This window comes from uncultured Methanofollis sp. (assembly GCF_937919355.1).
Taxonomy (GTDB): domain Archaea; phylum Halobacteriota; class Methanomicrobia; order Methanomicrobiales; family Methanofollaceae; genus Methanofollis.
The window spans coordinates 1-23,636 of sequence record NZ_CALFSA010000105.1 but is presented as its reverse complement, the minus strand read 5'-3'; the positions used below and the strand labels follow the sequence as shown (position 1 = coordinate 23,636).

At 60.7% G+C, this 23,636-nt stretch carries 19 protein-coding genes; 6 read left to right on the top strand and 13 right to left on the bottom strand.

Features of this window, described 5'->3' with window-relative positions:
- Positions 1 to 116: 116 nt before the first annotated feature.
- Positions 117 to 422, top strand: coding sequence for a stress response translation initiation inhibitor YciH (gene yciH, locus Q0520_RS04860; protein WP_298667216.1), 306 nt, complete (start codon positions 117 to 119; stop codon positions 420 to 422).
- A 188-nt stretch (positions 423 to 610) separates the two neighbouring features.
- Here the strand turns inward: yciH and Q0520_RS04855 are convergent, their stop codons facing one another.
- From Q0520_RS04855 to Q0520_RS04800, 12 genes are all read right to left on the bottom strand, one after another.
- Positions 611 to 1,648 carry a type II secretion system F family protein gene (locus Q0520_RS04855; protein ID WP_298667215.1) on the bottom strand — a complete coding sequence of 346 codons (1,038 nt, stop codon included), beginning with the start codon at positions 1,646 to 1,648 and terminating at the stop codon, positions 611 to 613.
- A 2-nt stretch (positions 1,649 to 1,650) separates the two neighbouring features.
- Positions 1,651 to 2,574 carry a type II secretion system F family protein gene (locus tag Q0520_RS04850; RefSeq protein ID WP_298667213.1) on the bottom strand — a complete coding sequence of 308 codons (924 nt, stop codon included), beginning with the start codon at positions 2,572 to 2,574 and terminating at the stop codon, positions 1,651 to 1,653.
- Entirely contained in the window at positions 2,571 to 4,922 is a 2,352-nt protein-coding gene (locus Q0520_RS04845) for an ATPase, T2SS/T4P/T4SS family (RefSeq protein WP_298667212.1), read from the bottom strand. The genes Q0520_RS04850 and Q0520_RS04845 overlap by 4 nt, the downstream gene beginning before the upstream one ends.
- A 52-nt stretch (positions 4,923 to 4,974) precedes the next feature.
- Positions 4,975 to 5,601: a hypothetical protein gene (locus Q0520_RS04840; protein WP_298667211.1), complete on the bottom strand. Its 627-nt coding sequence runs from the start codon at positions 5,599 to 5,601 to the stop codon at positions 4,975 to 4,977.
- 99 nt (positions 5,602 to 5,700) lie between these two features.
- Positions 5,701 to 6,486 (bottom strand): cell division ATPase MinD, encoded by a 786-nt coding sequence (minD, locus tag Q0520_RS04835; RefSeq protein ID WP_067049374.1) that lies wholly within the window; start codon positions 6,484 to 6,486, stop codon positions 5,701 to 5,703.
- A gap of 120 nt (positions 6,487 to 6,606) precedes the next feature.
- Positions 6,607 to 7,197 carry a hypothetical protein gene (locus tag Q0520_RS04830; protein WP_298667207.1) on the bottom strand — a complete coding sequence of 197 codons (591 nt, stop codon included), beginning with the start codon at positions 7,195 to 7,197 and terminating at the stop codon, positions 6,607 to 6,609.
- A 4-nt stretch (positions 7,198 to 7,201) separates the two neighbouring features.
- A complete protein-coding gene (locus Q0520_RS04825) occupies positions 7,202 to 7,921 on the bottom strand; it encodes a roadblock/LC7 domain-containing protein (RefSeq protein WP_298667206.1) in 720 nt (239 codons plus the stop codon).
- Between the two features lie 10 nt (positions 7,922 to 7,931).
- Entirely contained in the window at positions 7,932 to 8,279 is a 348-nt protein-coding gene (locus Q0520_RS04820; protein WP_298667205.1) for a roadblock/LC7 domain-containing protein, read from the bottom strand.
- A gap of 7 nt (positions 8,280 to 8,286) precedes the next feature.
- Complete coding sequence (locus Q0520_RS04815) at positions 8,287 to 9,690, bottom strand: Ni/Fe hydrogenase subunit alpha (protein ID WP_298667204.1); 1,404 nt, start codon at positions 9,688 to 9,690, stop codon at positions 8,287 to 8,289.
- Positions 9,687 to 10,604: a F420-nonreducing hydrogenase gene (locus Q0520_RS04810; protein ID WP_298667203.1), complete on the bottom strand. Its 918-nt coding sequence runs from the start codon at positions 10,602 to 10,604 to the stop codon at positions 9,687 to 9,689. The genes Q0520_RS04815 and Q0520_RS04810 overlap by 4 nt, the downstream gene beginning before the upstream one ends.
- An 8-nt stretch (positions 10,605 to 10,612) precedes the next feature.
- On the bottom strand, positions 10,613 to 11,176 hold the full coding sequence (locus tag Q0520_RS04805) for a hydrocarbon binding protein (contains V4R domain) (RefSeq protein WP_298667202.1): 564 nt from the start codon (positions 11,174 to 11,176) through the stop codon (positions 10,613 to 10,615).
- Complete coding sequence (locus Q0520_RS04800; protein WP_298667201.1) at positions 11,176 to 11,421, bottom strand: ferredoxin family protein; 246 nt, start codon at positions 11,419 to 11,421, stop codon at positions 11,176 to 11,178. Before Q0520_RS04800 ends, Q0520_RS04805 begins: the two co-directional genes overlap by 1 nt.
- A 112-nt stretch (positions 11,422 to 11,533) precedes the next feature.
- Here Q0520_RS04800 and Q0520_RS04795 point away from each other — a divergent pair, with 112 nt between their 5' ends.
- From Q0520_RS04795 to leuS, 4 genes are read left to right on the top strand one after another with little or no spacing between them, the layout of a single operon-like run.
- Entirely contained in the window at positions 11,534 to 12,328 is a 795-nt protein-coding gene (locus tag Q0520_RS04795) for an A24 family peptidase C-terminal domain-containing protein (protein ID WP_298667200.1), read from the top strand.
- 2 nt (positions 12,329 to 12,330) lie between these two features.
- Positions 12,331 to 12,693, top strand: coding sequence for a phosphoribosyl-AMP cyclohydrolase (gene hisI, locus Q0520_RS04790; protein WP_298667279.1), 363 nt, complete (start codon positions 12,331 to 12,333; stop codon positions 12,691 to 12,693).
- A gap of 27 nt (positions 12,694 to 12,720) precedes the next feature.
- Positions 12,721 to 14,637, top strand: a complete 1,917-nt coding sequence (locus tag Q0520_RS04785) for a PINc/VapC family ATPase (protein WP_298667199.1) — start codon at positions 12,721 to 12,723, stop codon at positions 14,635 to 14,637.
- A 26-nt stretch (positions 14,638 to 14,663) separates the two neighbouring features.
- Positions 14,664 to 17,456, top strand: coding sequence for a leucine--tRNA ligase (leuS, locus tag Q0520_RS04780; protein ID WP_298667198.1), 2,793 nt, complete (start codon positions 14,664 to 14,666; stop codon positions 17,454 to 17,456).
- Between the two features lie 486 nt (positions 17,457 to 17,942).
- Here the strand turns inward: leuS and Q0520_RS04775 are convergent, their stop codons facing one another.
- Positions 17,943 to 18,656 (bottom strand): DNA alkylation repair protein, encoded by a 714-nt coding sequence (locus Q0520_RS04775; RefSeq protein ID WP_298667197.1) that lies wholly within the window; start codon positions 18,654 to 18,656, stop codon positions 17,943 to 17,945.
- 442 nt (positions 18,657 to 19,098) lie between these two features.
- Here Q0520_RS04775 and Q0520_RS04770 point away from each other — a divergent pair, with 442 nt between their 5' ends.
- Complete coding sequence (locus Q0520_RS04770) at positions 19,099 to 23,430, top strand: NosD domain-containing protein (protein ID WP_298667196.1); 4,332 nt, start codon at positions 19,099 to 19,101, stop codon at positions 23,428 to 23,430.
- The last annotated feature ends 206 nt before the right edge of the window (positions 23,431 to 23,636 follow it).

Here is a 23,636-nt window from a genome sequence, read left to right as displayed (position 1 = left end):
GGGTGCGATCAGGAGGTGGCGGAGAGAGGGAATAGTCACCCTCAAAATACATATTCGGTGGATGGAAAGGATATTCATGCCAAGGAATATATAACGAGAACTTGAAGGTATAACTAATGAATGGTGGGATATGTCCCAAATGCGGACTACCAAAGGAACTGTGTATCTGTGAGGAGGTCGCAAAGGAACAGCAGAGGATTCAGGTCAAGATCAATAAACGTCGATACGGGAAAGAAGTCACCATCATTGAGGGGCTCGATCCCTACGACATCGACCTTGCAGACCTCACCAAATTCCTCAAAGCTAAACTTGCCTGCGGCGGGACTGTCAAGGACACGTCCATCGAGCTTCAGGGTAACCACAAGGAAAGGGTCAAGGAATTGCTGGCCAAGAAGGGGTATAAATTGGAACAGATCAATTAACCCCTGGCCTTTTATATACTTTTTTTCGGTGTACTTACAATTCCCCGGTCTTCCCGTCCCACCCTTGGGGGAGCAGACAAACGACGTCCCCCGTCCATTCACGCTTCTGAAGAACCGCACAGTGTGAGGCCAATGGAGTCCGCCCGGCGAGTGGCAGGCAAGGTCGCGCGAAAAAAATGAAGCGGTCTTCAGACCGCGAACCTGAAGAGGGCCCAGGCGATGATGAGCATGATGGCGGAGAACTTGAGACCCGCCGTCGCCCGTCCCTCACCCATCTGCCCGGCGACGAGGCCGGAGAAGAACCCCATGACCATCGCCGAGTGGGAGAAGATCCTCTTGTAGAGGTCCATATCGACATTGCCCATGAACTGGCTCCCGGCACCGGACGCCGACGCAGCGGCGCCGGCCTCGGCCATTGTCGAGAGGAAGGTGGACTCCAGGACCACGATGACGAAGAGGAAGACAAAGAAGGCGATAAGGATGATCACCTCGTAGATGATCATGTTGCTCGCCCGCTCCGTCTTCAGGTTGATGAACTCGTAACTGTCCCGTGCCGCCGCCCGCAACACCTCGGAGATGTCGCCGCCTGCCTTGCTCGCCTTTGCGATCAGGTCGACGGAACGCTCGGCAAGGGGCGTGCCGAGCCGCTGGCCGAAGTTATAGATTGCCTCGACGAAGGGGATGTTCCAGGACATGTCCACGTCAAGTTTCCTGATGTACGGCGTGAGGGCACCATACTCGCCTGCGGAGACGATGTGGATGGCGTTCGGCAGGGTCATACCTGCGTCGTTCATGCCGGCAACGTCCCGGAAAAAGTTCGGGAGCGCCTCTTCAAGGTTCTTCACCCGCTTCCCGTCCCTGAAGTCCAGGACGGCAAGCGGGACCACCGGGATCAGGACGGAAAAGACGATGACGTCGTCGATGAGAGTGGTGTTGAAGAGGGCCGACCACCCGTAGTTGACGATGATCAGGGAGAACCCGACGATAAAGAAGAGGAAAGAGAGGGGTACCGTCGCGATGAGACTGTTGAGCGGTGTCTCGGTGAGCACCTGCACAGGGTGCTTCATGAACCGCCCGAAGCCCACCCGCATCTTCCTCTGGTACTCGATCTTCTCGACGATCTCCATACTCTGGCCCTCGTACGTCTCCAGGTCCGACGCCTTCGCTCCGGGATTGCTGGCGCCCCCGCGGTTGAAGATATCGTCAAAGAGTGTTTTGAATCCCATTTTCACACCTCCGGGGTCATGGAACTGATCAGGATGATGAACATGATACTCCCGAACGGCACCATGAGATAGATGATGATCATCAGGAAGATCGGGTTCGAGTCGCCGCCGATGATCGACATGATCGACTGGAGGATGATCAGGAAGAGGGTGCCGGCGACCATGGCCGTCACGTAACTCTCGGCGATGAGGCCGAGGGTCTCAAGGAATGTCTTCTGTTGCAGGTGGTTCTCGTTGCTGTACTGGACGGCCTTGTTCCTGAAGTACTCGGTGAGGTTCGCACCCGAGGCGATCGTCGCCATCGCACCCTGGAAAAATTCCTTCATCCTCAGACTCGGCGTGAAGGTCGAGGCAATCCGCATCGCCTCGATGAGGTCTTTGCCGAACATGTCGATCTCACGGGAGATATACCGCGCCTCGACGGCGGTCTCCCCGTAGATCGGGCTCTGGCCCAGGAGACGGAAGACCTCGGCCGGTGTGATGCCGGCCGTGGACATTGCCGTCACGTAGTTGATCGCATAGGGGAGAGTGGCGTCGATGTTCCGCCGCCTGTTCCCGGCCACGACCTTCGGGTAGAGCATGAAGGCGAAGTAGGTGAACCCGCCGAAGATGAGGAGGGAGAGGACGACGACGACCATCGTCCCGATGAAGAGACGGTAGTCTGAAAATTCGTAGAAGAAGGAGGGCAACGCCCCCTTGTAGGTGATCATCGAAGGGATGTTCAGGAAGAAGGTGATCGCACCAAGGAGCACCGCCATCCCGAGACCCGCCGCAATCGACGCCACATAAGCCGTCGAGAGGTAGGCCTCGAACGGCGTCATGAGGCGCGCCTGCATCAGGTCGCTCCTCAACTCTACATACTCTCCCCGTTTCTCCTTCATCCGCTGTCCGAGCAGGTTGAAACTAAAGCGTTCAAAACCATTCATTGCGATGCACCTTCTCCGTAGAGGTCGTGCCTGACGATCTCCATGACCGCGTCAGGGTCACGGAAATACGAGATAAGCATCTTCGAGACGTCCCTGAAGTGCCGGATCTTCTGTCTCCGCATCCATTCCAGGATCTCCTGACGTCTCTTGAGTTCCTCGCGCATCCGCGCCTCGCTCCACCCCCGGGTTTCCATGATCGTCTCAAGGACGTACGACTTGCCCGAGTACCTGATCTCGTCAGTCGCCTGGTGCCAGGAGAAGACTTCGTTCGTGATCAGTTCGTTTGTCCTCGGGTCGATGTCCAGGATCTCGATGATCTGTTTGTTCCGGCGGATACGCTGCCCGCCGACCCTGGCCTGCACCTGGATGCAGACGAGGTTCAGGGCGTTGAGCATGTTCCGCGGGACGTCCAGGGGCGGGTTTTCAAGACGGTGGACGACGCTTGCCACCGAGTCGGCGTGCATGGTCGCATAGGTGACGTGGCCGGTGGACATTGCCTGGAAGAGCGTCTGGGCTTCCTTGCCACGGACCTCGCCGACACAGATGTACTCGGGCCGCTGCCGCAGCGCCGCACGCAGGAGTTCGTACATGTCGATCGCACCCTTGCCGCCGGTGTCGAAGGAATCGCGGGTCACAGACGGGATCCAGTTGGGGTGCGGGAGTTTCAGTTCACGCGTATCTTCCAGGGAGACGATCTTCGCCAGGGGTGGGATGAAGAGGGAGATGGCGTTGAGGGCGGTGGTCTTCCCCGACGCCGTGCCGCCTGCAAAGATCGCCGAGTTCCCGGCCTCGACCGCAAGCCAGAGGAAGGCGACGGAGAGGGGCGAGAATGTGCCCCACTCGATGAGGTCGGTCGGGGTGATGGGTTCGTCCTTGAACTTCCTGATGGTGAAGGTCGACCCGTGGGCCGTGACCTCCTTGCCGAGGGTCATCTGGATACGGGAACCATCGGTCATCGTCGCATCAAGCATGGGTTCGGCGATGGAGATGTATTTCCCGGCCCTCTGGGCAAGTTTGGTGACGAAGGAGTCGAGTTCGACGGCGTCGGTGTACATCATGTTCGTCTTGATCGACTCGTAGCCGCCGTGGAAGACGAAGATCGGGTTGTCCAGGCCGTCGCACGAGATATCCTCGATGAACTTGTCGTGCATGATGGCGTCGATCAGGCCGTCGCCCAGGAAGTCGCGTTCGATGTGGTAGAAGATCTTCTCGCGGGTGACAGGCGTCAGGTTGATGCCGTAGTCCAGAATGATCGTGTCGGAGAGGTCGCGGAGGACCTTCCTCGCACCTTCCCGGGAGATGTCCTTCGTGTTGACGTCGAGTTGTTCGAAGAGACGGCCCTTGATCTCGCGGAGGAGTTCCTGCTCGGCGCTGGAGAGGACAGGTTCGAGGACCTCGTAGGTGTATTCATGCGAGGTGTTGTCGTAGATGATCCTGATGTAGGCGTAGGGTTCGTTGACCGGGTAGAGTTCGATCTCCTCGACGCCAGGTTCGGGAGTGAAGGCGAGGTCGACGAGAGGACCGTGGACGCGGGGGTTGTACTCCTCCACTTTCCGGGTCAGTTTGTTGGTAAAGAGGTTGATCTTCCCGAAGATACCACCTTTTTTCTCCGTGTCCTTCCCGATCACCACACTCCGCGCCTCTTCCGTGATCGTCGGGAACGCCTCCTTCCAGAGGGTGTCGATCTCGGGGGGGAGAGACCCCATGCCAAGGGGGGCATCGTGGGAGGCCTGATCGAGCGTGAGTTCTTCGACATCGAAAGTCGCGGCCTTCGGGAGGATCAGTTCTGAAAGGGCATCGATATCCTCGGCATCGGTGATCCCGGCAGCGACGGCGGTGTCGTCCCCCCCTACCTCGGGAATGGCACCTTCCGACCACCTTGTCTTCTTCGGGGCGGCGGGACCGGCGGACGGGACGGGTTGGGGGGCGGGATCAGGGGACGGGACGGAACCGGCGACCGGGGTTGCCGCGGGTGACGCCGCAGCGACCTCCTTATCGAAGATGGAATCGAGCATGTCCTGGAGTTTATCGAGGTCGACAGCAGTATCATCGGCCGCAGGCGCCGGACTGTTGTCCTCGGGTGCCGGTGCGATCTCCTCCGCAGGAACAGGAGGGGCAGCGGGGATGTCTTCCGCAGGAGCGTACTTCGCCGCAGGTGGTGTCTGGACGTGGGTTTCTTCCGGGATTTCACCCGACACCTCCCGCATACTCCTGACATCGCGGATCATGGAATGGATGTCCAGGTCTTTCTTCCCCTCCACCATCGACCTGAGAGAGGTGAGAGTCTCGTCTTCGACATTCTTTTCCTCTTCCCCTGCAGGATGAACGGCGTCGGTATCGGTTTTCATTCCCCGGATACGTTCCATAATATCATGCAGGCGGTGCTGTGCGTTTTTGCCTTTATCCATCCATCATCCCCTCCAGTTCTATGACCAGTTCGCTGCGGGACCCGTGAAAGTCCACCATGAAGGTGTAGGCCTCCTGTGCCCTATCGATGACAACAATATCATATCGCCCGTTGAGGAGGCGGAATGAGGCCCTGCCGTCACCGGTTGTCGTGTCGGTCAGCAACACGTGCCGGCCTTTCCGGATCGAGACACGCATCCCCGACTGGGGGCAACTCTCTCTCTCGACCACGATCGAGAGGATGCCGGGAGTCCTGCGCACGCCCCCAATCTCGGGGAGGTCGGCCGTGAGCTGGCACGGGAAGTAACTCCTGTTAAATACCCGGCACCGTGCCACGATCATATCGACAACATTTTTCTCCGTGGCATACAGGTCATATTCACCCATGTCCTGGATCTTCAGCGCGGCGGCGTCTCCGTAGAGCGCCCCAGCCTCGTCCTCATAGATCGCCCCTGTGGGTTCGCCGCAGGAAAAAAAGACAACAGAGTTCAGGGAACCATCTACAAAGACACCCATGGCCCCTTCCTCCGATTTGGCCGTCTGGACCATCTCACAGTACGGAAATGATCCCAGATAGCGTGAGTGACCGAGGATCTCGTTGATGATGTCCATGATCTTCATCGGTCGTCCCCCCGCAGTGGTGCCGGGTCCTGTGTTTTTCTTCTCGCCAGCGGCATGTCAGTGTCCGGACCTGAACCTCTCACACAAAGTGATGAGATGTTACTGTGCCCCCCCGAAGAGAGTGTGGGCCAGGCGGTCGATGAAGTGCTGTTTGCTCTCCTCGGTCTCCTCCTCATAGTGGACGCCGGCGATATCGGCGGCGATCCTCCTGAAAGCGCGGGAAGCCTCGGAGGCCGGGTACTTGATCACGACCGGCGTCTTGTACGCCGCCGACCTGCGGACATTCGGGTCTTCGGGGATCATGTCGATGACCCGGACACCGAGCACGTCCTCGACCGAGTGCCTCCTGATCTCTGTATTCTCCATTCCCGACCGGTTGATGATCGCCCCGTAGACCTCGCCGCCCACCATCTCGGTGAGGATCTTCGTCTTGAGGGCGTCGGCCATGGAGGAGAGTTCGGGGTTCACCACAAGGATGACCTCGTCAGAGATGGCGAGGGCGACAACGCCGTCCTTGCTGATGCCAGCGGCGGCATCGACAAGGAGATAGTCACAACGGTCGACAAGGTCCCTCATCACGTCACGCAGGCGGTCGGGGTCGGCGTTCTGGAAGCCCTGGAGGGATATCCCGCTCGGCACAACCTTGACACCGTTCGGTCCTTCATAGATCGCGTCATCGACCTTCGCCTTCCCGGCCAGCACCTCGTGGAGGGTGACAGGGGCGTCTTCAAGCCCGAGCACAAGGCCCAGGTTTGCCATACCGATATCAGCATCAAGAATGTAGGTCTCTTTCCCGAGCTGGGCAAGAGAGGTGCCGAGGTTGACGGTTACCGTTGTCTTCCCCGTCCCTCCTTTCCCTGATGCAATCGTAAATGCCCTGATCAATCCGACACCTTCTACTCCAAAGATTGTGAAAGATGGTAATTAAATATACCGAATTTGTCGCGTGGTCATAGCGACGTTTAAATTGTCAAATAAGGATACATTCAGGATAACTCGGATCCGTCACCGTTCCGAGCGTTTTTCAGGCCTGACAATGAGGTGCTCCATATGCATCTCTTTGAGAAGATCGGATGCGTCTGTCATGAAACTCTTCTGCATCTTTTTCAAAGCCTTCACCGACTCAGGGTTGAGGACATTCTTCTTCTCCCCGGCGGTCGGTACGGGGGGCGAAACCGGGGCATCGCCACCGGTCTCCACAGTCCTGACCACCTTTACCACAGCCGGCCGGCTCCTCTGGCCGACCCTGACCGCATGGATCGTGGTGGTCGCCGGCCGGCCTTCGCACGGCCCGGTCGTCACCTTCGATGCGTCGTTGAACAGGAGAGCGACCTCGACCTCCCCCCCGGAGTAGAGAGAGATCTCCGCGGTGACGACGTCCCCCACCTTCTCCATCTCCTCCAGCGCCCGGACGCCCGTGACCCTGCCATACTCTGCACAGACAGGCACACCGTCCCTGAAGAGGAGAGAAGCCGGCGAGCCGCGCAGCATACAGGTGACGGCACCGGTGAAGTTCTCCGTCCGGCACCCGGTGATGAGGGCCCCGAGGGGCAGGGCACGGGTGACAGAGGGAGACCCCGAGCGCGGCAGACGCATGGTCTTATCCCCTCCACCTGATGCTCCGCAGGGCGACCCGCACAAGGCCCAGGTTGGCATTGGCGGCGGTGAGGACGCAGAGGGAGAGGTCACCGAAGGGGGCGATGATCAGTTTTCCGCCCGGCGTCTCCAGGATGATCTCTTCAAGGCCACCCATATCCATATCACTTGCGATCTTCAGGCCGGCCCTGAGGAGGTCCTCGGAGATGGCGGCGATACGTTCGAAGTCGGTCGCACCGACAGACTGGACGGCAAAACCCTCGTAGAACGCCGATACGGCGACGACCCCCGGCTGGGAATGGATAAGCTGGAGGGACTCCTCTGTCAGTTCTGGCACCGCAGGCTCTGCAGGAGCAGGGGCCGCGGGTTCGGAGTACGTACTCGCGGGGGCCGCCTCCTCCCTGTCAGGGCTCTCCCATCCGGTAAGGTATCCCGCATCCCGGCACCTTTCCAGAGCGAGGGCATACTCTTCATCCCCGTACCTGCTGAGATTGCACGGGAGAGACGCTTCGGCAAGGAGGCGGGCGAGAGCAAACTCGCCCCTCAATTCCTTCGTCCCATCCCGCCACCAGGCAGCGACCGCTCTTCCCTTATCCGAGAGGACGAAGCCCTCGCCGTTGTCTGTGCGTACCCGCACAATGGCGTAGAACGCTTCGGTGAATGGCAGCACCTCGGTGAGGGGGGCCGACATGCTCCCGAAGGTCTTCCCATCAGGCAACATCATGATACGTACTCTACAGTGCTGCGACGATCCGTTCCTTATTCTTCTTCAGTTCGTAGCGGATCCTGCCGATGTTGGCACCGCCACCGGCGACGATGGCGATGAGTTCGTCATCGGAGAGAGGCGAGAGGAGGATGGGGCCGTTCTCCAGTTCGACAAGCATCTGGTTGAGGTTTCCCTTCCCGAGTTCGGAACCCATCGCCTCAGAGGTACCCATGCCCGTCGATGCCATGGCACCGAGGGCATCGGTGTCGATATCCCCCGAGATCGCGTCTTCGATCACAAACCCGTCCCTGCCGACGACGACAGCCGCAGTCACACCGTCAAGCCTGAGAAACTCCGTCAAGATCTGTTTGAGCATCTCCATTTCAATTCACTTCCTTCTCCTGAATGATCTCCTGGCCACTGCCCGACCTCCGCACCACCCTGATACGCATCGGCATCCGGCCTATAGCATGAGTTGCACAGGAGATGCATGGATCATAGGCACGGATGACGGTTTCGATCCTGTTCGATGCCGCTTCGGTCAGTTCACCGTTGACGATCACCTTGCGTGCAGCGTCCTCGATGCCCCGGTCCATCGCGTAGTTGTTCTGGCAGGTGGCGACGATGAGGTTACACTTCTCGATCATGCCCTGGTCGTCCACGGTGTAGTCGTGGATGAGGGTGCCGCGCGGGGCCTCGACGATCCCGACGCCCCGCTTCGCCGCAACGCCGGTGACCGGCGTCCTGACGTCGGTGCCGGTGATGGCGCGGTCTTCGAGGAGGGCGACGGCCTTCTCGCAGGCGCCGAGGAACTCGACGTAGCGCGCGATGTTGTAGGCAAGGGTCGTCTGGGTGCAGGCGCCGAAGGTCTCACGGAACTGGGCCAGGGCGGCGTCGGCCTTCGGCGTGCCCATGGACTGCACGATGTTCAGCCTCGCAAGGGGGCCGACCCGGTAGGGGTCGCCGTTCGCAAGGCGGCAGAACTTCAGGTACGACCAGTCCTCCGAGTACTCCTGGATCTGCCGGGCGTAGTCCGCACCGGTGAACGATCCCGCGGGGGAACCATCTCTCCCGATGACCCTGACCTCGCCCCCGATAACGCTGTGGACGCCGTTATCAGAGAGGCCCATGAAAGCCGTCTCGACTGCACCGAGGGAGAGGTCGACGCCGTCCATGATCCCCCGGGCTGTCTCCCACCCCTCTTCGGCGACGGCAAGGCCAGCCTTCGCAGAGGTAAGGAGTGTCTGGCGCTGGTCTTCGGAGAGGGGGCGGGACATGCCGCCGGGGATCGCATTGCTCGGGTGGATCGGTTTGCCGCCGACGGCTTCCGTGATCCTCTGGCCGAGTTTTCTCACCTCGATCGCCTTCTTTGCGATCTCCGGCGCCTTCTTCGCAAGCCCGATGACGTTCCTCTCCTCTGCCGGGGCGTCGCCGAGGAGGAAGTCGGGGGCGGCGAGCATGAAGAAGTGGAGGGCATGCGAGTGGATGTACTGCCCGGCCATCAGGAGTTCCCTGAGTTTTTTCGCGGTGGCAGGCAGTTCGGCGCCGAAGATCTGGTCGGTTGCCATCGCCGCCGCCAAGTGGTGGGAGGTGGGGCAGATGCCGCAGATCCGCGGGGTGATACGAGGGGCCTCCTCGACGGCCGCACCGATCAGGAACTTCTCGAAGCCGCGGAGTTCGACGACGTTGAAGTGGGCGTTCTGGACCTCGCCCTTCTCGTCGAGTTCGATCCGCACCTCAGCGTGTCCTTCGACCCTGGTCACCGGGGATATTGTCAGGCGCGTCAATTCCCTGCCCCCTTCACGAGGTCGCGAATCTTTGAGATCTCTTTGTCTTCCATGATCAGGCTCCCGATGGTGAAGGGGTACATGGTGTGGGCCACGTCGTAGATCTCCTTCTCCACCTCCTTCTCCGGGAGGTCGGTGAGGTCGACGATCCTCTTCACCATCATATTGTAGATGTCACGGCATGGTTCCCTGAGTATGTCGAGGGAGGGGCCGTTGCAGCCGTGACAGGGGACGTTGTTGTGCGGGCAGGAGGCGTGGCACCGGCCGAAGGTGACCGATCCGAGGCAGAGGTAACCCTGGGTGAGGAGGCAGTGCTCGCGGTCGGGAGTACCTTCATAGCGCCTCTTCAGGTGCCAGTCCTTGACGTCGCCCATCTTCCGGTCGCACTCGGAGCAGACCGATTTCTTGGAGAGGGCGATCTTGTTCCCGGTCACGAGGGCCGGCAGGATCTCTCTCAGGAACGCCTCCTTCGGCGGACACCCGGTGATATAGTAGTCCACCTTCACAAGGTCGCCGACGGCGAAGGCCCGGTACAGGAAGGGCGGGACATCGGTGGGGACGACGTTCCCCGCGGCCGCGGTCTCGACGCCGTGGTAGACGCACTCAAAAAGGTCTTCCTGTTTGCCAAGCATGGAGAGGCCTGAGACCCCGCCGTAGCAGGCGCAGGTGCCGAAGGCGACGAGGGTCTTTGCCCGCTTTCTGAGGAGTCTCAGGCGCGCCTCGTTCTCCTCGTTTCTCACCGCCCCGGTGACGAAGGCGATGTCGATGCCTTCAGGGGGCTCCTTTGCGTCCATGATCACGGGGGAATAGACGATGTCGGCCTGAGCGACGAGGTCGAGGAGGGCCTCGTGGAGGTCGAGGACGGAGATGGTGCAGCCCGAGCACCCGGCCAGTTCTTCGATTGCTATCTTCATAACCATCATCACTTCAGGATCAGTTTCTTCAGGCAGGCGTTCGGACCGGTGTGGACGATCTCAAGTTTCGCCCGCTTCCCGGTGATCTCCTCGATCGCACCGACGACATAGCCGTACAGGGTCTGGCAGAGGGGGCCGCCCTGGTCCATGCCGTTGCGGCGGAGGGTCTGCCTGACGATGCAGTCGTGGAAGACCAGGAAGATGAAGGTCTCGCCGTTCTCGGTGACAACGTAGTCCTCCTTGTCCTCGGGTTTCCAGAGTTCGAAGGTATACTGTCCGTGGAGGATGTACGAGAGTTCGCGCAGGGCCTCCTCGACGTCATCGATCTTCCTGAAGTACTTCGCTGTCTCGTGGCCGAACTTCTTGCCGGCGCGGTAGGTGACGGCATTCGCACCGCGGCCCGCGATCTCTTCGAGGGACTTGATGATCATGCCGTTCATGTGCATGACGCCGTGGAGGGTCGGCTCGAGTTCCTTCGGGTTCGGCGAGCAGGGGAGAGGGACGTCCTCGGCCCTGAAGACCGCACCTGCCTGGAACTGTTTGTTCATCTCATTCGCAGTGGTATCGACCATCAGATCACCCGGTTGAGCATCTCGCAGACACGGATATCGACGTAGTGGCGTTTCGAGGGGTAGACACCCCGGTGTTCCAGCGCCTGGGCAGGGCAGATCTCATGGCAGGAGAGACAGCCCATACAGTTTTCAGGACGGATAGGTACACTTTTTCCGTCCTTGAGTTCGTAGACCCGCATCGGGCAGTCCTTCACACAAAGACCGCATCCTTTGCAGGCCGTTGAATCGACAGTTATCTCTATCACACACACCACCGGATTCAAACGGAGAATGATACAATTCTCCTATCTCACAGTATTAAAATGTATTGAAAATAGTTATCCTTAAAAAGGGATGAAAATATAAGAAATAGGTGTCATGATTCTTCCTCTGGTCATCGCATCTCTTGCAGTGGGTGCAACGCTCTTCTATGCGTCTGTTCTCGACCACCGTGAGCGGCGGGTACCCTTCCGCACATGGTACCCGATGCTTGTGGTGGCAGGGCCCTGTGCCGCCATATTTTATGCCGGTCTCGTCACCGGCGGTCTTGCCGGCACGGCGCTGTACTTCTTCGCGCTCTCCCTGGTCTTCGCCGCCGTCTTCTACACCTTCGGCATGCTCCACCTCTTCGGCGGCGCCGACGCCTGGGCCCTGATCTTTCTCTGCCTCTGCATCCCGGCCTTCCCTGTCGAACCCATCCTCGGCGTCCCGCCCATGGGTTTCTTCCCCTTCTCGGTGATCACGGACGCACTCCTCCTCAACCTCGTGGCGCCCCTCGCCCTCTGCGTGTACAATATTGTCCGGGGGAACAGGGCGCCCTTCCCGTACATGTTCTTCGGGTATCCGGTGGAGGGTGCGGAGATCAGGAAACACTTCGGATTCGTGATGGAGGAGATCACGGAAGAGGAGGACGGGACGGTCACACGCCGCTTCCTCAAACTCCGCGAGTCCCTGAAAAGGACTGTGCGGGGCGGCGAGAGGCGGATGTACACAAAAGACCTCCGCGAACACCCTGAGAGATACGCGCGGGAACTCGCCCTGTACAGGAAGGCGGGGAAGGTCTGGATCAGTTATGCGGTCCCCTTCATTATCCCGATCACCGCCGGTTTCGTCACGGCACTTTTTATCGGCGACCTGCTCTTTATGATCATACGGGTACTTGCAGGAGTCTGATGATGGAACTGAGCTACACAAACGGCCTTGTCCCGGTCGTCGTGCAGGACGTCGAGACGCACGAGGTGCTGATGCTCGCCTGGGCAAATGAGGAGGCGGTGAGGCTGACAGGAGAGACGGGGTTTGCCCACTACTGGTCGCGCAGCAGGCAGAAGATCTGGAAGAAGGGGGAGGAGAGCGGGAACGTGCAGGAGGTCGTGGAGGTGCGGGTCGACTGCGACGCCGATACTCTCCTGTACCTCGTGCGGCAGAAGGGTGCCGCCTGCCATACCGGGCACTATTCCTGCTTTTACCGCACGATCGAGGGGAGGGAGATCACCGCACCGCTCTTCGATCCTGCAGATGTATATGCTAATAAAGGATAAAGACACGTAGAATATGGTGAATTTTTTATGAAAATAGTACCTGATACGAGTGTCGTCATAGACGGACGCATCACCCAGATGATAAAAACTGGTGAATATAGGGGATCGACAATAATCGTTCCGGAAGCGGTCGTAGCAGAACTCGAGGCCCAGGCAAACCAGGGCCGCGAGATCGGTTTCTCCGGACTGACTGAACTGCAGAACCTCTCCAGGATGGCAGGCGAGGGGACTATAGAACTCCGATATGTTGGCGAACGCCCGAGCCTCAACCAGGTCAAACTCGCAAGCGGCGGTGAGATCGATGCCCTGATCAGGAACGTCGCCATTGAATATGACGCCAGGTTTGTCACGAGCGACGTTGTCCAGTCAGAGGTCGCAAAGGCAAAGGGGATCGACGTCCAGTACATGAAGCCTCAGGTCGGGGAGTGTACCCCTCTCATGCTCGACCAGTACTTCGACGAGGAGACGATCGCCGTCCACCTCAAAGAACGCGTCCCGCCGGTGGCGAAGAAGGGGACGATGCAGAAGATGCGGCTGGTGCAGCTCCGCGAGAACCCCATGACGGAGTATGAACTCCGTACGATGGCGCAGGAGGTTCTGGAACGGGCGAAGCGCGACCCGGACGGCTTCATCGAGATCGAGAGGCGCGGTATCACCGTCGTGCAGATCGGGTCGATCAGGATCGCGATCGCCCGCAGGCCTTTCGCCGACGGGATGGAGATCACGGCGGTCAGGCCGATCAGGGACGTGGCTCTCGAGAGGTACGCCATGGCCGACCTGATTAAGGAGCGGATCACAGACGTCCGCCAGGGTGTTCTCATTGCCGGTCCGCCCGGTGCCGGGAAGAGCACACTCGCCCAGAGCATCGCTACGTTCCTCGCGGAGAACGATTTCATCGTCAAAACAATGGAGGCACCGCGCGATCTCCAGGTGCCGGACAACATCACCCAGTACACCGCTCTCGAAGGGAGCATGGAGAACACTGCCGAAGTGCTCCTGCTCGTGCGGCCTGACTACGTGATCTTTGACGAACTGCGGAAGAACGAGGACTTCCGTGTCTTTGCGGACATGCGTCTCGCCGGCGTCGGGATGGTCGGCGTGATCCATGCAATGGAAGTGAAAGACGCGGTCCAGCGTTTCTTCGAGAGGATCGAATCGAGTATCCTGCCCCAGATCATAAAGACGATCATCTACGTGGACAAAGGCGAGATCAAAAAAGTTTACGACGTCGATTTCTCGATCAAGGTCCCTGAAGGCATGGACCCCGGTCTGCACATCAGGCCGGTGACGACGGTGCGCGACGCGGTGACCGGCAGGACCGCCTTCGAGATCTTCAAGTACGAGGGCGAGACGATCGTGATGCCGATCGAGGCCGTCGCCGAAGAGAGGGCGCCGGTGAAGGAGGTCGAGGAGAAAAAGGCTCCGGAGCCTGTTGTCGAAGAGACGGTCCCCGAGGTCGAGGAGAAAGAGACGGCCTGGGAGGTCACCGAAAAGGAGGTCCAGCGTGAACTCGGCCGTTTCACCGCAGGACCGGTCGACGTCTTCATGAAGAGCGACACGAAGGCGGTCGCCTATATCGAGGACAAGGACGTCCCCGCCGCAATCGGGAGGGGCGGCAAGAACATCGCCGGGATCGTGAACAAGATCGGGATCGGGATCGATATCAGACCGCGTTCTGAACTCCCGCCTACCGAGGTGAAGGAGACGGTCGAGGAGATGCCCGCAAGCGAGGGCCTGCGCCTCCGCGTCGAGAAGAAGCACCTGACCCTGATCGCCCCGGAGTTCAGGGAGGCCATCGTTGATGTTTTTGCCGGGAAAGAGTACCTCTTTACTGCAACTGTGAACGAGAAGGGCGAGATCGATCTCGCAAAGAGCAGCAGCATTGCACAGGAACTGATCCGCAGGTACAACGACCGTGAGGCCATCAGACTGAGACCTGTATAAGACAGAGTAACGTGGGAGTGACATACGTGGCTGAATGGGATATTCAGAAACTGGAAGAGAAGTACCGGGACGTGTGGCCGGCAACATTCGAGGCCAACCCGGATGACAAGGAAAAGTTCTACCTGAACGTCGCCTTCCCGTACCCGAGCGGCGCCATGCACGTGGGGCACGGGCGGACGTATATCGTGCCCGACGTGGTCGCACGCTTCTGGAGGATGCAGGGCAAAAATGTCCTCTTCCCGATGGGCTTCCATGTCACGGGCACGCCGGTGATCGGGATCTCGCGCCGGATCGCGAAAGGCGACCCCTCGACTGTCAGGATCTACCGCGACCTCTACCGGGTGCCGCAGGACGTCCTCGACCACTTCGACGACCCCATGACGATCGTCCGGTATTTCGCCGGGGAATACGAGAGGCTGATGCGCCGGTGCGGTCTGTCCATTGACTGGCGCCGCCGGTTCATCACGGTGGACCCGCAGTACTCGAAGTACATCGAGTGGCAGTACAAGCACCTCCGTGAGGGGGAGCATGTGGTGAAGGGTGTCCACCCGGTGAAGTACTGCCCGTCGTGCGACAACCCGGTCGGCGACCACGACCTCCTGGAGGGCGACAAGGCCGAGATCATGAAGTTCACCCTTGTCGTCTTCGAGTGGCAGGGCGCGAAGATCCCGTGCGCAACCCTGCGGCCTGAGACGGTCTATGGCGTGACGAACCTCTGGGCAAACCCGGGGGTCACCTATGTGCGGGCGACGGTGGACGGCGAGGCGTGGGTGCTCTCCCGCGAGGCGGCCTACAAACTCGAACTCCAGGACCACACTGTCGAGATCACCGGCGAGGTGAAGGGGACAGAGATCGTCGGGACGAAGGCGTCGCACCCGCTCTGCGGGGCGGTGCCGGTGCTTCCGGCGGACTTCGTGGACCCGGACATGGGTTCTGGTCTCGTGATGTCTGTGCCGGCCCACGCTCCTTTCGACTATATCGCGCTGCGCGACCTCCAGGAGGAGGGGCGCTTTACCGAGATCACGCCGGTGGCGATCATCAGGACCGAGGGGTACGGCAAACTTCCGGCAAAGGACGCCATCGAGAAGGCCGGGATCAGGCACCAGCTCGACCCGCGGATGGACGAGGTGACCCGCGAGGTCTACTCCGCCGAGGTGCTCCGCGGTACTCTCCTCGCAAACTGCGGTGACCAGGCGGGCAAGCCGGTGAAGCAGGCCCGCGACGATGTGGCCGCGATCATGGTCGATCAGTTCGGCTCGAAGGAGATGTTCGACTTCGATACCCGCCAGGTGATCTGCCGGTGCGGCGGCCGGGTGTACGTGAAGATCCTCCACGACCAGTGGTTCCTCCAGTACTCCGACCCGGCCTGGAAGGCCGAGGTGCACGAGCAGCTTGACGAGATGAAGATCGTGCCCGACGAGGTCCGCGCCGAGTTCCACCGGACGGTGGACTGGCTGAAGGACTGGGCCTGCACGCGGCGGGTCGGTCTCGGCACGAAACTCCCGTGGGACAGGAACTGGATCATCGAGCCTCTTTCCGACTCGACGATCTACATGGCTTTCTACACCATTGCCCACCACGTGAAGAAGATCGAGCCGGAGAAGCTCACGCCCGAGGTCTTCGAGTATATCGTCTACGGCACGGGCAACCCGACGACGGTGCCGAAGGAGACGCTCGACGCGATCAGGGCAGAGTTCCTGTACTGGTACCCGTATGACTACCGGTTCTCGGCAAAGGACCTCATATCGAACCACCTCACCTTCCAGCTCTTCCACCACCGTGCGGTGATGCCGGCGGACAAACAGCCGCAGGGCATGGTCATCTTCGGCATGGGCCTGCTGAACGGGGCGAAGATGTCCTCGTCAAAGGGGAACGTCGTCCTGCTGGAGGACGCCCTGAACGAGTTCGGGCCTGACACGGTGCGGATGTTCCTGATCGGTTCGGCCGAGCCGTGGCAGGACTTCGACTGGCGGAACGAACTGGTGATCGGCGCAAAGAAGCAGATCGAGCGGTTCTGGAACACGGTCTCCGAGGGTATCGCGGTCGAGGAGAATGACGGCCGCGAGATCGACGGCTGGCTCATGTCCAGGCTGCAGCACAGGATCGAGAACACCACCACGGCAATGCTGAACTTCCAGACGCGGCAGGCCCTCCAGGAGGCGTTCTTCGGGATCGAGGCAGACCTGAAGTGGTACCGCAGGCGCCTGCCGACGATCGCACCGGGTTCCGCGGCAATGAAGGAACTCTGCTCGGTCTGGGTGCGGTTGCTCGCCCCGATCGTGCCGTACACCTGCGAGGAACTCTGGCACGTCATGGGCAACGAGGGCGCGGTGGCCTTCGCACCCTGGCCGGTGGCGGACCCGGCGAAGGTCGATGAGAAGGCCGAACTTGCCGAGGAACTCCTCGCACGGACTGTCGAGGACGTGGAGTCGATCACGAAGTTGATCCAGATCCAGCCGAAGGCGATCAACCTCTATGTCGCCCCGGCCTGGAAGGAGAAGATCTTTTCAATGGTCGCCGCGGCCGATGACAGGACGGACGCGGTGAAGATCGTGATGGCCGACGCGGGCCTCCGGGCCCACGGCAAGGAGGCGGTGAACACGGCGAAGCAGGTGACGAAGTTCATCCACCGCGTCCCGCCCGAACTGGTCCGGAGCATTGCACAGACCGGTATCGACGAGATGACGGTCTTCACGTCGGCGAAGGAGTTCCTGGAGAGGGAGTTCGGCGTGCCGGTGCAGATCCTCGCCGCAGAGGGTAGCGGCGAGGCGAAGGCCGACGCCGCCCTCCCCTTCAAGCCGGCGATTGTGATCGAATAATCTTTTTCTCTTTTTTTTCTGCGGTGCGGGACTGGTGCTATCACTCTTTGTCCCGGCAGCGAAGGCTTCGTTTCATGGCAGATCAAAGATGTGCTTCTCAGGAAATCTCCTGTGTCTCGAACTCCTATCGCTCGCACAGCGAAATCTTCAGTTTCGAGGGAGGCATGCAGCAGGACATCAGAACAGGATTCAGGATTTTTCCGGTGTAAAGGCAATCGAATCCTGCACCACTCTCATGACCGCCATCCCCTGATCTGAACCCGGGGGGCAGGGCCCCCCGGACCCCAAAATCAGGATAGGCCCTGGGATGGGAGACCATAACTCATGGGGTATGCCTGAGTCCCTTTGATCGTGCACCTCTATGACGTGCCACAGGCCACACGCAGTTTGTCGAGGGACGACCGAAGGGAGTTCGAGAAGACGAAGTCTTCGAGGGGAGGGGGAGGCATGGCCCTCGACCGTCCACCCGCGTCTATCGCCACAGACTCACCAGTTCTTCTTCATCGCCCCGGTCTTCAGGCCCTTTGGCATCAGTTCGATCGCGTACCGCAGCGCCGTCCGGGGCATTGCCTTCTTATTGCGCATGACGTACGCGAAGACCTCGTCGGTGTGCTGCCTGCTCGCCTCCTTGAGGAGCCAGCCGTACCCTTTCTGCACCAGGTCGTCCTGGTCCGTGAGGAGGAGGTCGGCGATCTCGAGGGCGTCGTCGAGGAACCTGCCGCGTTTCGCGGGGATGATCAGGGAGACGGCCGCGGCCCTCCGCATCCACCTGTTCCCTGACTGCGTCCAGAGTTTGAGTTCCCTGACGTGCTCTGGATAGAGGTCGATGAACGTGCCCACCGTGTGGTTGCAGAAGCCGTCGCACGCCGCCCAGCTGGAGATGTAGGTCTCGATCCAGTGCCTGAAGACGGCGATGTCCTCGCGCTCGTACCGGTCTTTCAGGAGGGGCGTCCACGCCGAGACGATGAATGCCTCCTCCATATACCCGGAGCGATAGAGTTCCTCGCAGAGGGCGAAGATTTCCTGTTTGTCCCGGCCTTTGACCTCTCGCCAGTACTTTTTTGCGAGGGCGATGACGGCCGCGGTCTTCATGCCGTAGCAGACGATCTCTTCCTTGAAGAACCGCCGGGAGGTCTTCTGGATATCAGGGTCTGCATGGGCCTGCAACTCTGTGCGGATGGAGGCGATGACGGGGTCCATGGGGAGAGGTGGCAGGGGGGAAAGATAAGGGTACGGATGGGGGCTGTGGCGGACTTTTCTCCCCGGTTCACGCCGGGGGGCATGGTAAGGGCCGCCGTTTTGCCTGCGCATCCACAATACCCCTCCATTACGCAGGACATGTCGATTTTCGCCCGTATATCTTATTGATAGCAGGATGTTTCCCGGATCTTCCGTCGCGGGTGTGACTTTCCTGGAGAATAATCCCGCATAAGCGCCTGAAACCCTTTTTTACCCCATATCATCACCCCCAGGAACGACCGACCATTAATACAGACAGTTTAACATAATTAATCGATCAATCAAAAGAGATTTATAAAGCGGCCAGAGAGGGAATATTTGCAGAAAAAAAGGATGAGAGCGGATGAAAATACCAAACAATCAGCATTACGAATCATTTTTCCCTTTTATTCCGGAAACACGGATGAAATGGGCGGCGGTCGCATGCATCGCGCTGCTCCTCCTCGGCCTCCTGGTGGCGCCGGTCTCGGCCGGGAAACAGACGACCGAAGTGACGGTTGTCAAACTGGCCGCGGACGGGATGACGGTCCTTGACGAGAGGACGGTGGACTACCGCTGGATGGAGGCGAACCTCCCGGTGGTCGGGGACGGCGTGACGCATTATTATATGCAGGGAATAACGTCTGACCTGAACAATCTCTGGGACCCTGAAGAAAAGGAGAACATCGTGGACTACCATGCCATGCGTGGCACCGACGTCCGCGACCTCTGCGACCTTGTCGGCGGGATGGGGCCTGATGATATCATCTGCGTCTACCCGAACGACAACTACGGAGAGGCGAACTACACGTACAAGAATGTCTATTACACCGACACCGCTCACGGCGGCAACCCTGAACAGGGGCCTCTGGTCCTGACCTGGTGGCGGCCGGACAAAGGTTATGTCCCCGACTACGACACAGGGATGCGCACTTTCTTCTTTGCAACCACCCCGAACGCAGATGGGCAGTACGTCTTCGGGAACGACGATATGCGCCGCTTCATAGACGAGGAGTACTGGACCTTTTATGAGGAATTTCCGTGCTCGAAGTCACAGTGCCAGAAGTACGTGAAGAAAATCGAGATCAGGAGCCATGAGCCCGCACCCCTCTTCCCGGTCACCATCGCGGCGAACCAGACCTCCGGCTATCTTCCCCTGACAGTGCAGTTCACCGGGGCGACGACGGCCTCCTCGCCGACGGCCTGGCACTGGGACTTCGGCGACAACGCGACCGCGGACGTGCAGAACCCGACCCACACCTACACGAAGGCCGGGTTCTTCGACGTGAGCCTGACCGTGACCGCCGCGGACGGCACGGCGACGGCGACGCGGCATATGTTCATCATGACGCAGGAGCGCCCTGTGGCGACGATCCTGGAGGTCCTCCCGCCCGTGGCGACGGTGACCCTCGACGGGACGCAGGTCTTCACGGCCCTTGTCCGCGACCAGAATGGGCGTGAGATGAAGGATCTCGCGGTCTCCTGGTCGAGTTCCAACACCACTGTCGGGACGATCGCCGACGGCGTCTTCACGCCCCTGGCCGAGGGGACGACGACCATCACCGCCTCTGCCGGCGGGGTCCGCGGGACGGCCACGGCGAGCGTGGTCCCGCTCCCGCCCGAGCCGAAGACGTGGTACGTGGACGACGACGGCACCGCGGACTTCACCTCCGTCCAGGCGGCCGTCTATGCCTGCAACCCGGGCGACACGGTCGTGGTGAGGGACGGGACGTACACCGAGAACGTGCTGGTGGACCGGAGGATCGTGCTCAGGTCCGAGAACGGGGCCGCGACGACGGTCGTTGCCACGCCCGATAGCAAGAGAGCGCCGGTGACGGTGACCGCGGAGAACGTGACTGTCGAAGGACTGACGGTGAAGGGAGGGATCATCGAGGGCACGGCAGGGATTGTGGTGGACCATGCCGACGGCTGCACCTTCCAGGGGGTCAGGGCGACGGAGAACTACAACGGCGTCTTCCTGAACGCCTCGGCCGGCACCTCTCTCGCCGGAGTCACGGTGGACGCAAACCACAGGACGGGGATCACGGGCACGGCGTCGGCCGGGACTGTCATCAAGGGGTGCACGGTAGAGAGGAATGCATGGCAGGAGATTGTTCTCTCCGCCTCAGAGGGCCCGGTGATCCGGGACTGTACCATCACGACAGATGGCGCCTACGGCATCGTCCTGAGCGGCGCGGACAATGCGAGAATCGTGCAGAACACCCTGAAGAACGTGAAGAGAGCCTACCAGGGCCTCACCATCTCCTCGTCCCAGAACGTCACCATCGAGAAGAACACAGTCTCGTCCTACTCAGGCACCGGGATCAGTGTCGGGATCCGGAACTCGACCGTCTCCGGGAACACGGTCTCCGGAGGGTACGCTGCCATATCTCTTTCCGGCGAGCACAACCTGCTCCGCGACAACATTGTATCGGACGCCTACCTCGGGATGGCGATCACCACGACGAACAGCACCATCACCAACAACACCTGCGTGCGCACCGACTCCTGGGGCATAAAGACAGGTTCCGGCGGGAACGCCTTCTACCTCAACGACCTGCTGGAGAAGAGCGGAAAGCCTGGAGTGAAGTATAAAAGCTGGGAGAGCACGGAGTCGGCGAAGAACACCGTCCGCACGCCTGAGGAGGTCGACTACATCTACAACGGCACCACCCACACCGGCTACCTCGGCAACTACTACTTCGACTACACGGGCGTCGATGCGGACGGCGACGGCGTCGGCGACACCCCCTACGACGCCTCGGCCGATGACCACGACTTCTATCCCCTGATCGCACCGCTCGAAAACTACGAAGTCCTCCCGCCGATGCAGGAGATCGTCCACGGGCCGTACATCACCGGCACCACCGGGACAGGGACGACGATCAGCTGGAAGACGGACGTGCCGACGACAGGCAGGGTGGAGTATGCCCCGGAGACGGCGTACGCGGAGGGGACCTACACCCTGAGCGCCGACGACGACCGGGAGACCTCTCTCCACCATGTCGCCCTCACCGGCCTCGAACCGGGGACGACCTACCACTACAGGGTGACGGCCGGGCGGAACATGACGCAGGACTTCACCTTCCAGACCTTCCCCGCGGCGGGAGAGCCCTTCACCTTCATCGTGTACGGCGACTCGCAGGAGCAGGTCCCGTATTACACGCAGCTGGAGAGGCACAAACTTGTTGCCGACCGGATCGCGGAGGAGGAGGGCGACGCCGTCTTCATCCTCCACACAGGCGACACGGTCAGTCAGGCGCAGGACGCCACCGAGTGGGACAGGTTCTTCGCCTCGGCGCGGACGATGCTTGCGAACACCACGCTGTACACGGCTCTCGGCAACCACGAGGAGAAGTACAAGGACCTCGCCCGCGAGGTCTTCGCCCTGCCACCGTGGTACTCCTTCGACTGCGGCGACCTCCATGTGGTGGTGCTGGACTCCACGAGCATGAAGGGCAGCGAGATGGCCGGGCAGACGGCCTGGCTCAGGGACGACCTGGCGGCAGACGACGCACGCTGGACGGTCGCGGCCTTCCACCACCCGCCGTACAACTCGGGCGGCCACCACACGGGCGCCTGGGCCGACGCAGGCTGGCGCGAGGCCTTTGAGGCGAAGGGGACGGACGTGATCTTCAGCGGCCACGTCCACTCGTACCAGCGTCACATGGCCAACGGCACGCAGTACATCATCGCGGCGACAGGCGGCGGCCTGCAGTACCCCCTGGAGGAGGAGAAGGACCCCTGCTACCAGGTGGGCAGGGAGTATGTCCTTGGCTACGAGAGGGTGCATGTGGACCCGGCGAACGCGACGGTGACGCTGGAGTTCGTGCCTGTGGCCGATGTCTCCAAGAACAACAGGGAGGTCGTAAAGGTCTACCAGCCCGGCGAGGTCTTCGACCCCGTGGTGATCGGCGGGGCGGGCGGGCCCGACCTTGTGCCCCGGACGATCAGGTTTGAAAGCCCGGCGGTGGCGGGAGATAACGCCACGGTGATGGTGACGGTCGCAAACATAGGCGGGACTGATGCCGGGGCCTTTGCGGTGAACCTCACCGCGGACGGCGCCGCGATCGGGAAGCAGGCGGCCGCGGGTCTTCCTGCCGCAGAGACGGCGACCTTCGCCTTCACCTGGAAGGCGGCGACGGCCGGGATGCACACTTTCGAGGCCGTGGTCGAGGGCCCGTCCGGTGAGAGGGAACGCGAGAACAACGTGATGAAGAAGCAGCTCTACGTCCTCTCGGCAGGCGAGGGCCCGGCCTTCAGGGAGGGCGTGATCGAACTCGCACCCGGCTGGAACTTTGTCTCTGTCCCGAAGAGGCTTGCGCCGGGGAATGACACGGCCCTGATCTTCGCGGGCGTGAACTCGGCCGGTCACTCCCTCTACATCTTCGACGGGACGACGCAGCTCTGGCGGCCCATGAGTGCGGCCGACCGTATCGATCCCCTCACCGGCGTGCTCGTCTATGCGGCGGAGGCGACGGCCGTGCCCCTCGCCTTCGACACCAATCCCCTCCATGCCCCGCCGGCGAAGGTGCTCTCGAAGGGCTGGAACATCGTCGGGTTCGCGGACACGGAGGCGACGCCCGCGGGCCTCGCCCTCGTCTCGGCCTCAGGGCAGTGGGAGACGTGCGCCGGCTACGACGCCCTGCGGCAGGCGTACGAGCCCGCTGTCGCGGCCGATCACGCCCTCTTCCCAGGCCGGGGCTACTGGCTCCAGATGAAGGGGAACGGCACCCTTGCGGGGACCGCAGCCTGAGGATGGGCAGCGCAGAATACAAATTCGATTATTTTTCTCTTTTTTCGCTACAAACGCAATGAAAACGTGAAAACGACCCTATTGAACCTCAAATTAATGAAATTTTCACTATATAGAGAGATAGCATGACGATATCCCGCATACGCCGGATATTTCCCGGTATTTCCCCGGCAAAAACCGGGCAGGCATGTCAACGGGATCAACAT

Coding starts and splice junctions, on each gene's coding strand:
- Q0520_RS04820 (WP_298667205.1), bottom strand. CDS start 8,279: ATGCTCAAACAGATCTTGACGGAGTTTCTCAGGCTTGACGGTGTGACT.
- hisI (WP_298667279.1), top strand. CDS start 12,331: ATGGAACTGAGCTACACAAACGGCCTTGTCCCGGTCGTCGTGCAGGAC.
- Q0520_RS04855 (WP_298667215.1), bottom strand. CDS start 1,648: ATGGGATTCAAAACACTCTTTGACGATATCTTCAACCGCGGGGGCGCC.
- Q0520_RS04775 (WP_298667197.1), bottom strand. CDS start 18,656: ATGGACCCCGTCATCGCCTCCATCCGCACAGAGTTGCAGGCCCATGCA.
- yciH (WP_298667216.1), top strand. CDS start 117: ATGAATGGTGGGATATGTCCCAAATGCGGACTACCAAAGGAACTGTGT.
- Q0520_RS04825 (WP_298667206.1), bottom strand. CDS start 7,921: ATGATGTTGCCTGATGGGAAGACCTTCGGGAGCATGTCGGCCCCCCTC.
- Q0520_RS04770 (WP_298667196.1), top strand. CDS start 19,099: ATGAAATGGGCGGCGGTCGCATGCATCGCGCTGCTCCTCCTCGGCCTC.
- Q0520_RS04805 (WP_298667202.1), bottom strand. CDS start 11,176: ATGGTCGATACCACTGCGAATGAGATGAACAAACAGTTCCAGGCAGGT.
- Q0520_RS04845 (WP_298667212.1), bottom strand. CDS start 4,922: ATGAAAACCGATACCGACGCCGTTCATCCTGCAGGGGAAGAGGAAAAG.
- Q0520_RS04785 (WP_298667199.1), top strand. CDS start 12,721: ATGAAAATAGTACCTGATACGAGTGTCGTCATAGACGGACGCATCACC.
- Q0520_RS04850 (WP_298667213.1), bottom strand. CDS start 2,574: ATGAATGGTTTTGAACGCTTTAGTTTCAACCTGCTCGGACAGCGGATG.
- Q0520_RS04810 (WP_298667203.1), bottom strand. CDS start 10,604: ATGAAGATAGCAATCGAAGAACTGGCCGGGTGCTCGGGCTGCACCATC.
- Q0520_RS04795 (WP_298667200.1), top strand. CDS start 11,534: ATGATTCTTCCTCTGGTCATCGCATCTCTTGCAGTGGGTGCAACGCTC.
- Q0520_RS04840 (WP_298667211.1), bottom strand. CDS start 5,601: ATGAAGATCATGGACATCATCAACGAGATCCTCGGTCACTCACGCTAT.
- Q0520_RS04830 (WP_298667207.1), bottom strand. CDS start 7,197: ATGCGTCTGCCGCGCTCGGGGTCTCCCTCTGTCACCCGTGCCCTGCCC.